Origin of the sequence: Terrabacter sp. Root181 (assembly GCF_001428505.1) — a bacterium.
In the GTDB taxonomy this organism is placed as follows: domain Bacteria; phylum Actinomycetota; class Actinomycetes; order Actinomycetales; family Dermatophilaceae; genus Terrabacter.
Map to the genome: position 1 here is coordinate 586,878 of NZ_LMHU01000005.1, position 14,009 is coordinate 600,886.

The 14,009-nt window shown below is 70.9% G+C and carries 12 protein-coding genes; 8 read left to right on the plus strand and 4 right to left on the minus strand.

The features are described 5' to 3' along the window. Positions 1-42 precede the first annotated feature (42 nt). Positions 43-672 carry a sugar transferase gene (locus ASD90_RS11595; RefSeq protein WP_056756136.1) on the plus strand — a complete coding sequence of 210 codons (630 nt, stop codon included), beginning with the start codon at positions 43-45 and terminating at the stop codon, positions 670-672. Here ASD90_RS11595 and ASD90_RS11600 read toward each other — a convergent pair. Together ASD90_RS11600 and ASD90_RS11605 are read right to left on the minus strand one after the other, a co-directional pair. After that, positions 635-2,311: an MBL fold metallo-hydrolase gene (locus tag ASD90_RS11600; RefSeq protein WP_369793594.1), complete on the minus strand. Its 1,677-nt coding sequence runs from the start codon at positions 2,309-2,311 to the stop codon at positions 635-637. The two genes, ASD90_RS11595 and ASD90_RS11600, sit on opposite strands and share 38 nt — an antisense overlap. Before the next feature lie 115 nt (positions 2,312-2,426). Then, positions 2,427-2,777, minus strand: a complete 351-nt coding sequence (locus tag ASD90_RS11605) for a hypothetical protein (RefSeq protein ID WP_056756142.1) — start codon at positions 2,775-2,777, stop codon at positions 2,427-2,429. A 289-nt stretch (positions 2,778-3,066) separates the two neighbouring features. On the opposite strand from ASD90_RS11605, the gene ASD90_RS11610 reads away from it, so the two are divergent. Next, the gene (locus ASD90_RS11610) at positions 3,067-3,936 is read left to right on the plus strand and encodes an alpha/beta fold hydrolase (protein ID WP_056756146.1); all 870 of its coding nucleotides are present in this window, start codon (positions 3,067-3,069) and stop codon (positions 3,934-3,936) included. A 1-nt stretch (position 3,937) separates the two neighbouring features. On the opposite strand, the gene ASD90_RS11615 is transcribed toward ASD90_RS11610, so the two are convergent. Together ASD90_RS11615 and ASD90_RS11620 are read right to left on the minus strand one after the other, a co-directional pair. Beyond that, complete coding sequence (locus tag ASD90_RS11615; RefSeq protein ID WP_056756149.1) at positions 3,938-4,795, minus strand: hypothetical protein; 858 nt, start codon at positions 4,793-4,795, stop codon at positions 3,938-3,940. Positions 4,796-4,940: 145 nt separating this feature from the next. After that, on the minus strand, positions 4,941-5,384 hold the full coding sequence (locus tag ASD90_RS11620; protein WP_056756150.1) for a MarR family winged helix-turn-helix transcriptional regulator: 444 nt from the start codon (positions 5,382-5,384) through the stop codon (positions 4,941-4,943). 80 nt (positions 5,385-5,464) lie between these two features. Here ASD90_RS11620 and ASD90_RS11625 point away from each other — a divergent pair, with 80 nt between their 5' ends. The 6 genes from ASD90_RS11625 (at position 5,465) to ASD90_RS11650 (ending at position 13,973) form a co-directional block, all read left to right on the plus strand. Beyond that, complete coding sequence (locus ASD90_RS11625) at positions 5,465-6,091, plus strand: DsbA family protein (RefSeq protein WP_056756153.1); 627 nt, start codon at positions 5,465-5,467, stop codon at positions 6,089-6,091. Between the two features lie 55 nt (positions 6,092-6,146). Next, a complete protein-coding gene (locus ASD90_RS11630) occupies positions 6,147-6,830 on the plus strand; it encodes a maleylpyruvate isomerase family mycothiol-dependent enzyme (protein WP_056756156.1) in 684 nt (227 codons plus the stop codon). A 112-nt stretch (positions 6,831-6,942) separates the two neighbouring features. Continuing rightward, a complete protein-coding gene (locus ASD90_RS11635) occupies positions 6,943-8,586 on the plus strand; it encodes an AMP-binding protein (RefSeq protein WP_056756159.1) in 1,644 nt (547 codons plus the stop codon). 272 nt (positions 8,587-8,858) lie between these two features. Continuing rightward, complete coding sequence (locus ASD90_RS11640; RefSeq protein WP_056756161.1) at positions 8,859-10,757, plus strand: hypothetical protein; 1,899 nt, start codon at positions 8,859-8,861, stop codon at positions 10,755-10,757. Positions 10,758-10,945: 188 nt separating this feature from the next. Beyond that, positions 10,946-12,706: an arginine--tRNA ligase gene (gene argS, locus ASD90_RS11645; RefSeq protein WP_056756164.1), complete on the plus strand. Its 1,761-nt coding sequence runs from the start codon at positions 10,946-10,948 to the stop codon at positions 12,704-12,706. A gap of 55 nt (positions 12,707-12,761) precedes the next feature. Continuing rightward, on the plus strand, positions 12,762-13,973 hold the full coding sequence (locus tag ASD90_RS11650; RefSeq protein ID WP_056756167.1) for an alpha/beta fold hydrolase: 1,212 nt from the start codon (positions 12,762-12,764) through the stop codon (positions 13,971-13,973). Positions 13,974-14,009: the final 36 nt, after the last annotated feature.

Sequence of the window (14,009 nt, forward strand, 5' to 3'; positions counted from 1 at the left end):
GTGACTGGATTGACCCGGCACGCCGCGCTGCGGACGCCGCGGGTGGGAGCCATCTCGACGGGACGACGAGCGCTCGACCTCGTCGTGGCCCTGACCGCTCTCGTCCTGCTGTGGCCGGTTCTTCTCGGTCTCGCCCTCGTCGTGCGTCTGTCGAGCCCGGGGCCCGTCATCTTCCGCCAGCAGCGACTCACGAGGGGGCACGCGGCCTTCACCATGTACAAGTTCCGCACGATGCGGGTGGGTGTCGGCGGCCCTGAGGTCACGAGGGCCGGCGACTCACGAGTGACCGGGCCGGGTCGTCTCATGAGGCGCACCAGCCTCGACGAGCTCCCGCAGCTCATCAACGTCCTTCGTGGTCAGATGACCCTCGTCGGGCCGCGTCCGGAGACGCCGGCGCTCGCGGCCAAGTACCCCGCCGCGCTCCAATGGGTCCTCGACGAGACGCCCGGCCTGACCGGTCCGGCCCAGATCACCCTGCGTGACGACGTGACCATCTCGGGGTCGGCGGACGACGTCGAGCAGTGGTACATCGAGCGCCTGGTGCCCCGACGGGTCGCGGCCGACCTGACCTTCCTGTGCCGCCCGACGCTGCTGGCGACGCTGCACGTCATCGCGATGACGGTCCGCTACCTGCTCAGGGGACGACGGCCGGGGATCCGAGCGGGCGCGTGACGAGGGGATCGCAGCGGGCGTTGAGACACTCGCCCGTCGCGAGGTCGAAGTCGAAGTTGTGACCCAGACACCGCAGCACACCGTCGCGGATGACCGCGCCGTGCGTGAGGTCCTCTCCTGCATGCGGGCAGTACCTGCTGACCTGCCACCCGTGGTCGCCGTCGGTGAGGACGACGCTGTCGTTCGGGTTCCGCTCGGCCTCGAACGACTCCACGGCCGCGAGGGCGCCGGCATCCGCGTGCTTGAGCAACCCGACCAGGTAGTCGTTGTAGCGGTCCGGATCGCGCCACGCGGAGATGCGGAGGGAGAGGAACAGGTCCTCCCAGCGCACCCGGCCCATCAGCACCGCGTCGAGCCAGCGGGCCTCGACCGTGATCTGGTAGCCGGGGTGCGACGTGCTGCCGGTCAGGTCGACCCGGCACTCCGACGGTCCGAGCTCGACGTCCCACGTCCCGCCGTCGTCGCCCGTGACGACGAAACGGACCGTCATCCCGATGCGGTGCAGGAAGTAGTCAGAGAGCGTCCCGAGCTCGGTGAAGTGGTCGGCGAAGCGTTGCGAGAGCCCACTGCCCCGGGGCGGATCGGGGTTGGCGGCATACACCGCGGCCACCTCGTGCGCCCGCCGCTCCGCATACTCACGCAGGTAGTCCCGCAGGGGGTCGGGCAGCCCCGCGTCGAGCGTGCCGTCGAGCGTGCCGTCGTGAGCGCCGCCCGCGAGGCTGAAACCGTCCCAGCGCGGGTCTCGGTCGACCACGCCGGTGCCCACGTCGATCCGGTCGCCGGGCATGAGCGGCTCGACGGCCATTCCGGGGAGCCTCGACCGGAGGAAGGCGGCGGCCTGGGCGGTGTCGGGGAAGATGCCGGGCGGTGCCATGCGCTCGTTGTGGTGGACGAGCACGGGATCGAGGAAGCAGGGCGGCCCGGCATACGGCATCACGGTCCGGGGCGGTGCCGCCCGCAGGAGCCGACTGACGGCCTTGAACTTGCCCATGCGCTTGTCCGCGCTGATCGAGGCGACGACCTCGGGTGGGTACTCGTAGCAGATGGGGTGCCACGACGCGCCCGACATCTGCACGCCCATGAGGTCGAGGGGGCGTCCAGCCTCCTGGGCGGCCCGCCGCAGCTGCGCCACCGAGAGGCGCGCGTCGTTCGTGTGGAGGATCGCGTGGCCGGCCGCGACGACGAGGATCGCCGAGTCGTGGCACATCGGCGACAGCTCCTGGATGACGGTGACCCAGTCCCCGCGGTCGTTGAGCGCCAGCCGCTCCCAGCTGCGGAGCTCGATGAGGACGTTGCGGATGCCGGCCGCGCGGATGCGTTGGACCATCTCCGGCGCGGGATAGCGAGGGACGACGATGCGCACACGCTCGGGAAGCTCCCGGAGGAGGTCGAGATCGAGGTGGTCGAGGTGCTCGTGCGAGATGGCCACCCAGTCGGCGTTCAGCACATCCGCTCGTCGCAGGTGCGAGTTGTCGGGGAACGGGAACCATGAGCCGAGGAAGGCCCCTCCGGGCGACATCCACGGATCACACAGCATGGTGAGGTGGGGAGCGTCGATCCGCAGCCCAGCGTGCCCGAGAGAAGTGACAACAGGTGCGACCACGCGGCCATCGTCACGGACGGCGGGTGCAGCGGCCACCGTCCCCTGTGTGACTCGCTTCTACGGCAGGTGCTGTACGCGACGCCTCGACACCTGTGCCCACGCCCGAGCCCGCTGGCGGGTAGGCACCGGCGTGGGTCACCCGGTCACGTGGTCACCCGGGTGACCCGGGTGACCCGGGTGACCAGGGAACGGTCGGAGGAGCACTCGGGTGCGCGCGGCGGGTGGTCGAGGGCAGTCGCTCGGTCGCGAGCAGGCCGATGGCGAGCGAGATCGCGACGGACGCCATCTGGACGAGGAAGTCACGCAGGTCGCCGAACCCGGAGACGACGTCGTCGCCGAGGAGCGCGGTGGCGCCGCGCAGGCCCAGGCCCCCGACGGTGAGCACGAAGAAGCCACCGAGGAGCAGCACGAGACGCGGTGGCCGGCCGGCCGGCCGCGACGCGATCCCCGCGAAGGTGCCGAGGGCGATACCGGCCAGGAGGGTGCCGGTGATGTCTCCCACGAGCCGCGTGGCGCCCTGCTGGACCAGGTAGGTGCCGATGATGGTCGGGACGAGCCAGGGCAGCGTCGAGAGCGGGGCGAAGGCGCCGCCGAAACCACGCGAGTCCGGGAAATCTCGGTGTCTATGCCCTGGATTCCCACGCTGGTCGATAGCGTGCGAGGCACCCTGAGGTGAGGAGAGTCCATGTCGAACCAGTCGCATACGGACCGGCACGGGCACGGTTCTCGTGTTGATCGCCCGTTGACGGCCGGCGCGCCGTTCTCCACGGCGCGCGGGGAGGTGTGACGCGGTGACCACCTCCGGGCTGGCCGAGCGATGGACGTCCAACGACGGCGTCAAGGTCTTCTACCGCGAGTCGTCGGGGCCGCCGGGTGCGGCCCCGATGATGCACCTGCACGGCTTCGGGCTCTCAGGTCGTTACCTGCTCCCGACGGCCGAGCTGCTCGCCGGCGAGTTCCGGACGCTCGTGCCCGACCTCCCGGGCTTCGGGCGCAGCGGACGGCCGCGTCAGCCCCTAGACGTGCCCGAGCTGGCCCAGGCGGCAGCGGAGTTCCTCGACGACCGGGGCATCGAGAAGGTGACGCTCGTCGGCAACTCGATGGGCTGCGCCGTCATCTGCGAGTTCGCGCACCTCTACCCGGAGCGGCTCGAGCGGGCCGTGCTCGTCGCGCCTGCGGGTGGGCTCCACAACCAGCCGCTGCCCCGGGCGCTCCGACAGCTCGCGCGGGACGGCATACGCGAGCCGTTGGGGCTCATGCAGGTGGCGGTGCCGGACTACTTGAGGTTCGGGGTGCCGAGCACGCTGCGGATGTTCCGCGCCCTGACCCGCTACCCGGCGCTCGACCGGCTGCTGCAGCTGCACATCCCGACCCTCGTCGTGCTCGGGAGCGCCGATCCGCTCATGCCCGCGCCGCCGAGGGTCAAGGAGGTGGCTGGGCAGATCGACAACTCGGTCCTGCTCGTCGTCATCCACGGAGCCGCCCACGCCATCAACTTCAGCCACCCGGGCGAGCTGGCCAACGTCATCCGGCAGTTCATGTCCGACGAGCCGATCGTCGACGACCCGGACTCACCGGGGCAGGCCCGCGTCTACGAGATCCACCGGGGTGTCCACCTGCCCGGCCCGACGGACGGGCAGGTGGACGACGGCTCGGCGTGACTCAGGCGCGCGGCCTGCGCAGGCGGAACGAGTCCGAGTCGGTCGCCTGGACCTGCTGACCGGTGAAGGCGTCGTTGGCCGTCGCCGTCGTGCTCACCGTGACGCTGCCGGCCTGGAACCGCTCGGCGCCGACGTAGACGGGGAAGTCCCAGGTATACGTCCGCCCCACCCAGCAGTCGACGTACACCGAGGCGGAGCCGGCCACGGTCGTCTTGCGGACGGTCTGCGAGACGACCCCACCGACGACGGTCGGTGCGTCGGAGGAGCACGTCAGCGTGCCGGTGACGACGACGCCGCCCTCCTGGGTGAGGGTGGCCTCGGTGTTCGCGACGGTGAGCTGCAGCAGCGGCGCGGCGGTGGCCAGCCCGACGTCGATCTGGCCGCGGGCCGCCGGCGTCTGGTCGTCGCAGTGCTGCTCGAAGGTGGCCGCGAACCGCGTCACCGCGCCCGAGGTGTCGGTGGTGATCGTCTGGACCGTGAAGGTCGAGGACGACGTGTTGCACCCACGGCCGTTGCCGCCGTAGTCGAACCCGGCCACCCCGACGTCGTTGAACGGGTATCGGGTGGCCGTATAGGTCGTGCCGGACGTCAGCGCCTGGCCGGTGGGTGCGGCGGCGTCGATGGTCCAGCCGTCGCCGTTCGCGGCCTGGATCGTGACGGCGACGTGCTGGGCGTCGCCGGACAGTGAGATCCGGTCACCGGGGGTGCTGTACGCGTACGACAGCCCTTCGGTGATGTAGTCGCCGGCATCCCCCTGGATGGCGACGGTGCCCGCCCCCGGAGCGGCGTGGACCGGAGCGGCCAGCGTGACCGCTGCGACGACGGCGAGGCTGAGTGCGGATGTGAGTGTGCGCAGCAAGAGGTGCTCCCCTGCTCGGTGCCCGTTGGGGCTGATCCGTCCGACCCCTGCTTGATCGGTGGACGAACGCTATGCCTGTGACGGGTCTCCGTGGGGCCTTGTGGGGTCGCCGTCTTCGAACGGCCCGCGTGTCGTCCGGGTCGGCTCACGCGTCGTCGCGGTAGGGGTCGGTGATCTCGCGCAGGAGGGTGAGCGCGTCGCGCAGCTCCCGCATGCGCCTCGGGCCGAGGTGGCGCTCCCACTCCTGCTCGATGCGTCGCTCCTCGGCGCGGGCGATCGGCAACAGGGCCTCGGCCTTCCCGGTGAGCCGGACGAGGCGGGCCCGGCCGTCCGTCGGGTCAGGCACCCGCTCGACGTAGCCGGCGTGCTCGAGCCGGTCGACGATCGCGGTGGCCGTCTGCTTCGTGACCTGTGCCTGCTCGGCGAGGTCCGTGAGGCGGGTCCCGTGTGGTCCGATGCGCGCGGCGACGCGCGCCTGGGCCAGGGTGATGTCGTCGATGCCGGCGCGGCGCATCGCCGCGACGACTCGCGTCTCGACGTCGCGCGACGCGATGAACATGAGGAGGCCGACGAACGGCTCGGATGTCATGACACCTCTTGAAACTAGTCATATAGTCGAACTATATTGGTCAGGCTATCGAACTAGATGATAGCGAGAGGAGTAGAGCGATGAGCGCTCGACCTGCCGTCGTCGACCTGTGGTTCGACCCCGTGTGCCCGTACTCGTGGACCGCGTCTCGCTGGCTCGAGGAGGTCCGGGCGCGCCTGCCCCTCGAGGTCCACCACCACGTCATGAGCCTCTACCTGCTCAACGAGCGCCGCACCGACGTCGCTCCGGAGTACCGCCGGAACGTGGAGGACTCGCGAGGGCCGTCACGCGTCGCCACCGCGCTGGTGGAACGCTGCGGCGAGGAGGCCCTGGGTGCCTTCTACACCGCGTTCGGCACCCTGGTCTTCGACGTGTGGCGCCGCCCCACGAGTGCGGAGTACCACGTCGCGGTGCGGTCGACGCTCGCCTCGCTCGGTCTCTCCGCCGACCTCGAGGACGCCATGGAGACCGACGAGCACGACGAGGCCATGCGCCGCAGCCACGACGCGGGACTCGCCCGGGTCGGTGGAGAGGTCGGCACTCCGACGATCCACCTCGACGGCACGGCCTTCTACGGGCCCGTGCTCAACGCGATCCCGCGCGGCGACGACGCGCTGCGTGTCTTCGAGGGTGCTCGGCTGCTCGCCGGCTACCCCGAGTTCTTCGAGCTGAAGCGGACCCGGTCGCGGCCGCCCGTCTTCACCTGATCCAGACCATGCCGCGCGCGCAGCTGCGCCACGATGACAGACAGGAGGGATCGACATGGGACCTGACGTCACACGACCGGACCTCGACGAGATCTGGACCGCGATCGACGACCAACGCGTCCGCACCGTGGAGATGCTCGAGGAGCTCACCGACGAGCAGTGGGAGCATCCGTCGCTCTGCGAGGGCTGGACGGTGCGGCACGTCGCGGCGCACCTGACCCTCCAGCGCCAGCACCTGTCGGACGTCGTCCGTCTCCTGGTCGAGCACCCGCGCCTGCTGCGCAGCGTCGGTCTCAACCGCATGATCCGCGACTCGGCCGTGGTCCGGGCCGCGCTGCCGACCGACGAGATCGTCGCGCGCATCCGGGCCGGCATCGGGTCACGACGGCACAACTCCTTCGTGACGCCACGCGAGACCCTGACCGACAGTCTCGTCCACGCCCAGGACATGGCGATCCCGCTCGGCATCGACCTCGAGATGCAGACGGGCGGCGCGCTGATCGCCCTCGACCGCACGTGGGCGACCCGACACACCTGGCTCGGCATGGTGGTCCGACAGCTGCCGATCGACGGCTACCGACTCGTGGCCACCGACGCGGACTGGACGGCAGGCAGTGGTCCACCGGTCATCGGACCCGTCGCCGCGCTCCTACTGCTCGTCACCGGTCGTCCGGTCGCGCTCGCGCGACTCGAGGGGGACGGCGCCGCCCAGCTGAAGATGCAGGCGCAGCCCGCCTGACGGCATACCTCCGGGGGTGGCGACGGCCACGGCGGACATCCCTTGCGCCCGCGGGGACGCGGGCGGTTGGGTGTGGTGAGACCGTCCACCGCCGCACGCCGGGAGGCCACCGATGACCGCCGCACCGCCCGCCACGCTCGACCCGAGCCTCTCGCACACGCGGGGCGAGACCGACACCCCACTGCTCGAGACGACGATCGGCGACAGCTTCGACGCCACGGTCGAGCGATTCGGCGAGCGTGACGCCCTCGTCGACGTCACGCAGGGCCGTCGCTGGACGTACGCCGAGCTGCGGGGCGACGTGGACCGGCTGGCTCGCGCGCTGCTCGCCGTGGGCGTCGTCACGGGGGACCGCGTCGGCATCTGGGCCCCCAACTGCTCCGAGTGGACGCTCGTGCAGTACGCGACCGCGAAGATCGGCGCCATCCTCGTCAACATCAACCCGGCCTACCGGTCCCACGAGCTGCAGTACGTCCTCGGCCAGGCCGGCATCTCGACGCTCGTCGCGGCCGAGTCGTTCAAGACGAGCAACTACCGGCAGATGATCGACGAGGTGCGCGACGAGGTCGGCGGCCTCGAGCGGGTCGTCTACATCGGCACCTCGGACTGGGACGAGCTCGTCGCCCGCGCCGACGAGGTGGCGCCCGAGGAGCTCGCGCGCGTGCAGGCCGGGCTCGCGAACACCGACCCGATCAACATCCAGTACACCTCCGGCACAACGGGATTCCCCAAAGGCGCGACGCTGAGCCACCGCAACATCCTCAACAACGGCTACTTCGTCGGCGAGCTGTGCGACTACACCGAGGCCGACCGGGTCTGCATCCCCGTGCCCTTCTACCACTGCTTCGGGATGGTCATGGGCAACCTCGCCTGCACGACGCACGGCGCCTGCATGGTCATCCCGGCACCCGGCTTCGACCCCGCCCTGACCCTGCAGGCGACCCAGGACGAGAAGGTCACCTCGCTCTACGGCGTGCCGACGATGTTCATCGCGGAGTGGAACCTGCCGTCGTTCGCCGACTTCGACCTGTCCACCGTGCGCACCGGCATCATGGCCGGATCTCCTTGTCCCGCAGAGCTGATGAAGAAGCTCATCGCGGCCGGCATCGAGGAGATGACGATCTGCTACGGCATGACGGAGACGTCGCCGGTGTCGACGCAGAACCGCACCGACGACTCGTTCGAGCAGAAGGTCGGCACGGTCGGCCGCGTCGGACCGCACCTCGAGATCAAGATCGTGGATCCCGTGACGGGAGAGACCCTTCCGCGGGGCACGGCCGGCGAGTTCCTGACCAAGGGCTACTCGGTCATGCTCGGCTACTGGGAGCAGCCGGACAAGACGGCCGAGGCCATCGAGGACGGGTGGATGCACACCGGCGACATCGGCGTCATGCACGACGACGGCTACGTCGAGATCACCGGCCGCATCAAGGACATGGTCATCCGCGGCGGCGAGAACGTCTATCCCCGAGAGATCGAAGAGTTCCTCTACACGCACCCTGACATCCTCGACGCCCAGGTCATCGGCGTCCCGGACGAGAAGTACGGCGAGGAGCTCTGCGCGTGGGTGCGGATGAAGGACGGTGCGACGCCGCTCACCGCCGAGTCGCTGCGCGAGTTCTGCACGGGTCAGCTCGCCCACTACAAGATCCCGCGCTACGTCGAGATCGTCGACGAGTTCCCGATGACGGTGACCGGCAAGATCCGCAAGGTCGAGATGCGTGAGACCACCGCCAAGAAGCTCGGCCTCGGCTGAGTGCCGGGGTCGGCCTGCGGGCGCGTCCGTGGAGCAAGCGGATTCGCGGACGCAGGCGTCTCGGGAGGTCGTGCCGCCCGGCGATGGCGTATGCCGTCGGGCCGGCCGGACGGCATACGCCCGCTCGCGAGGGAGCGAACCCGGGCAGCCGCGCGCGGCGGATCGGGGTAAGTCCGTGACGAGGGCGGCGCGCTGGGTGCCACCGGGGTCCCTCAGCGCAGTAGGTTTCGGGGGAAGCGGTCGTGAGGGCCCGTAATCCGTAAGGGGATGGCATGTCCGACTCAGGCAAGACGATTCTGTGGATCGTGGTGGCGATCGTCGTCATTGCAGTGATCATCTGGTTGTTCGTCTCGGCAGGACGGCGCCGCGAGGTCGAGGCGCGCCGCTTCGAGGCCGGCGAGCTCCGGGCCAAGGTCGAGGAGCGCCTGCCCGAGGTGCAGGACACCGAGGACCGCGCGTCGGTGACGGCGGCCATGGCCGCCGACGCGCGCGCCGAGGCCGAGCGGCAGGCCGCCGAGGCGAGGCGCCTCGAGGAGCAGGCCCAGGCGCACCGGGCCACCGCCGAGTCCGCGCGTGTCGAGCACGCGGGCCTCGAGCGCGAGGCCGACCGCGTCGACCCCGACGTCCCGACCGACGACGAGGGCTACCGCGTCGACGACGCCGGCAACCGCCTGCCCGGCCAGGAGCCGCCACGCGCTGCCGGGGTCGCTGCTGGTGCCGCCGGCGCTGCAGCCGTCGGTGCGGCGGCATTCACGCACGACGACGACGAGGACGACCTCGCCGACGCCGAGAACCCCTTTGCGCCCAGCGGTGCGGTCACCGACGACGAGCAGGCCGACGAGACCGCGGACACCGAGCCCGTCGCGTCCGAGGACTCTGAGCCGCCGCTCGTCGAGGGCACGGACCTCGCGAGCGACGCCGACCGCCAGGCCGACGTCGAGCAGTCGTCCTACGCCGCCGAGGAGTCCGACGTGGCGGGCGAGCCGTCGACGACCGCGGTGTCCACCGGTGCCGATGCCGATGCTGGTGCCGATGCTGGCGCGATCGCGTCAGAGGAGACGGGCGACCACGACTGGTCCACGACCGACGCTGACGCCGACGCTGACTCGGGCGCTGACGCCGGTGCCGACGGTGGTGCCCACGTCGGCGAGGAGACCGGCGACCACGACTGGTCCGCGACCGACGCGGATGCCGGTGCCGACGCGGGAGCGGATGCGGGTGCCGATGCCGGTGCCGGTGCGGGCACCGATGACCGTGGCGAGGCACCCGAGCCCGGGAGCCCAGCGCTCGGCGGGGCCGCGGCCGGAGCGGCCGCCGTGGGTGCGGCGGCGTCGCACCACGACGACGATGACGAGACGGCGGACGGTGGCGCGCCTGCCGACGCGTCGACCGACGACCTGCCGGGTACGGGGGCTGCGACGCACGAGCCCTCGGACGAAAGGCCCACGACGGTGGACGACACGCAGACGGACGACACGACCGACGCCGCTGGAACCGCCGACACGTCGGAGGTGCAGGAGACGACGCCGCCCGTGGCGGACGAGCATGAACCGCACGACGTCGCCGTGCCCGCCCTCGACGAGCGCGACGAGGTGGTGACGGACGGAGGCACGCCGACCGAGGACCCCGGCGACCACCGCGGCCAGCCGTGGGCGACCACGCCGGGCGAGCCCGGACCCGATGAGGGCACTGACCTCGACGACGACACCGTCGACGACGGCCTCGACGTCGACATGGCTCCGCACTCGCACGCCAGCGAGCAGGACGACGAGCTCGCGGAGCCGGCGCACGAGCCCGACACCGAGCCCGAGACGGCGACCGCCACCGACACCGAGCCCGAAACCGCGACCGCCACCGACACCGAGACCGAGACCGAGACGGCGACCGCCACCGACACCGAGACCCCGGACTCCGCGGACGAGGAGGAGCCGGCCACCTCGGGTCGACGGGTCTCCGGCTTCGACGAGGTCGTCGACGGCGGCTTCGGACTGGGCTCGGCTGCCCCCATCGAGGACGGCGCGCAACCGCTCGGCCACGCCGTCAAGGGCACGCGTGAGGGGACGGCCTTCGTCCGTCCCGACGACGCCGGCTACGACGACGTCGAGCCCGACGTGTGGTTCTACAGCGAGGAGGCGGCCCGCCGAGCGGGTTTCCACCGACACGGGGAGTGACCGCTCCCTGACGGACAGTGGCCACGTGCACAACGGTGTGCGCGTGGCCACGCTCCTGTCCGGGGGCTCGTCGCCGCCGGCGCACACCGGCGCCGGCGCGCGGTCCGGGGCACACGGCATACGCCCTCGGTCGGCCCCGGACGAAACGGTGGCGCGGGCACCCGGTCGGCGCAAATAGACTTGCCGGCATGGTTTCCCCGCTCGTCGCGCTCACGCCCAAGGTCCAGTCCGCGATCGCCACCGCCCTCGGTGACGACTTCCGCGAGGCCGACCCGGTGCTGCGTCCGTCGCAGTTCGCCGACGTGCAGGTCAACGCCGCGCTCGCGCTGGCCAAGAAGGTCGGGCTGCCGCCGCGCGAGGTCGCCGCCAAGATCGTCGACGCCCTCGAGCTCGACGGCGTGTGCGACGCCGTCGAGGTGAGCGGGCCCGGCTTCATCAACCTCACCTTCTCCGACGCCTGGATCGCCGGCCTGCTGCAGGACGTCGAGGCCGACGAGCGGGGCGGTGTCGCGCTCCAGCCGACGCAGAACATCCCGATCGACTACTCCGCGCCCAACGTCGCCAAGGAGATGCACGTCGGCCACCTGCGCACGACCGTCGTCGGCGACTCGCTGGCCCGCACGCTCGAGCACCTCGGGCACCAGGTCATCCGCCAGAACCACATCGGTGACTGGGGCACGCCCTTCGGCATGCTCATCGAGCACCTGCTCGACGTCGGCCGCGACTCCGAGGAGGCCGACCTCCTCGTCACCGACCCCAACGCCTTCTACCAGGCGGCCCGTGTCAAGTTCGACCGCGCCGACAAGGCCGAGCCGGCCGGCAGCGAGGGCGACTTCAACGTGCGGGCGCGCACCCGCGTCGTCAAGCTCCAGGCCGGCGACCCCGACACGCTCGCCCTGTGGCGTGAGCTCGTCGACCTGTCGAAGATCTACTTCAACAAGATCTACTCGACGCTCGGCATCACGCTCACCGACGACGACCTCGCCGGTGAGTCCACCTACAACGACGTGCTCGCCGACCTCTGCGCCGAGCTCGAGGCCAAGGGCATCGCGACCGTGTCGGACGGAGCGCTCTGCGTGTTCCTCGACGGCTACACCGGCCGTGAGGGCAAGCCCGTGCCGCTCATCATCCGCAAGAGCGACGGCGGCTACAACTACGGCACGACCGATCTCGCGACGATCCGGCACCGCGTCGAGGACCTCAAGGCGCACCGCGTGCTCTACGTCATCGGCGCCCCGCAGGCCCTGCACCTCAACATGGTGTGGGACACCGCCCGCAAGGCCGGCTGGCTGCCCGACGACGTCGTGCCCGTCCACGTCCAGATCGGCAACGTGCTGGGCGACGACCGCAAGATCCTCAAGACCCGCTCCGGCAAGCCGCTGCGGCTCATGGCCCTGCTCGACGAGGCCGTCGAGAAGGCCCGCACCGTCATCGACGGCACGCGCCCCGACCTCGACGACACCGTGCGCGCGACGATCGCCCGCCAGATCGGCATCGGCGCCGTGAAGTACGCCGACCTGTCCGTGGCGCACGACAGCGAGTACGTCTTCGACCTCGACCGCATGGTGGCGCTCACCGGCAACACGGGCCCGTACCTCCAGTACGTCGTCGCGCGCATCCGGTCGATCTTCCGTCAGGTCGGGCTCGAGCCGGTGGCGCAGCACGCGCCGATCCTGCTCGGCGAGCCCCACGAGCGCGCCCTCGCGATGCACCTGCTCGGGTTCGGCGACGTCGTCGCCGAGGTCGGCGACACCTACGAGCCGCACCGGCTCGCCGGCTACCTCTTCGAGCTGGCGCAGGCGTTCTCGGCGTTCTACGAGAACTGCCCCGTGCTCAAGGCCGAGCTCGACGAGGTCAGGGAGTCGCGGCTGACGCTGTGCGCGTTGGTCTTCCGGGTCATGACCACGGGCCTCGACCTGCTCGGACTGGAGTCCCCCGAGCAGATGTGACCGCTCGCGGGGAGCGACGACCCCGCGACCGGGCCGGAGCCTGCGACAATCGAGCGTGCGGTTCACGTTCGGGGAGCACGTCCTCGACACCGACAGGTACCTGCTCGAGCGGGGCGGCGAGTCGTTGCACGTCCAGCCGCAGGTCTTCGACGTCCTCAGCCACCTCGTCCTGAACCGCGAGCGGGTCGTCCCGAAGACCGAGCTGCTCGACACGGTCTGGGGTGACCGCTTCGTCAGCGAGTCCACGCTGACGAGTCGCATCAAGGCCGCCCGGCAGTCGGTCGGAGACGACGGCATCCTGCAGACCGTCATCCAGACCGTGCACGGCCGTGGCTACCGCTGGGTGGCCGCCGTCGACGTCGACACCGACCAGCCCGCGACCACACGCGAGGCCGCGGGCGCCGGCTCGGCAGCCCCACTGCTCGAGCAGAAGATCCACTTCTGCCGGACACCGGACGGCGCGCGCCTCGCGTACGCCACCGTCGGCGACGGGCCCCCACTCGTCCGGGCCGCGCACTGGGTGACCCATCTCGACTACGAGTGGGAGAGCCCCGTGTGGAGGCACTGGATGGAGGGGCTGTCGCGCGGCCGGATGCTCGTGCGCTACGACGAGCGCGGCTGCGGTCTCTCCGAGGCCGACCCCGAGGACATCTCGTTCGAGGCGTTCGTCCGTGACCTGGAGACGGTCGTCGACGAGCTCGGCCTCGATCGCTTCCCGCTCATGGGCCTGTCGCAGGGTGGCCCGGTGGCGATCGAGTATACCGTTCGCTACCCCGAGCGGGTGAGCCGCCTCGTGCTCGTGGGCGCCTTCATGCAGGGCCGGATCGTGCGCGCCCGCACGGAGGAGGAGAGCCGCGAGGCCGAGCTGCAGCGCGACCTCATCCGGATGGGTTGGGGGCGCGACGACCCGTCGTTCCGGCTCTACTTCTCGTCGACGTTCATGCCCGACGCGCCGCCCCAGCTGTGGAGCGACTTCGCCGAGCTCATGCGGCGCACCACCTCGGCCGAGAACGCCCTGAGACTCAATGACGTCTCCGTCCGGTTGGACGTGTCGGAGTCGGCGACCCGAGTCGACGTGCCGACGCTGATCCTGCACGGGCGCCACGACACCCGCATCCCGTTCAGTCAGGGCGTCGAGCTCGCGACCCGGATCCGGGGCAGCCGACTCGTGCCCCTCGACACGCGCAACCACCTGCTCCAGCCCGACGAGCCGGCCTGGCACGACCTCCTCCGCGAGCTGGAGACGTTCCTCGCCGAGGATGAGTAGCCGCTGTCCCACTTTGTCCATGTCACCCGGCGGGGC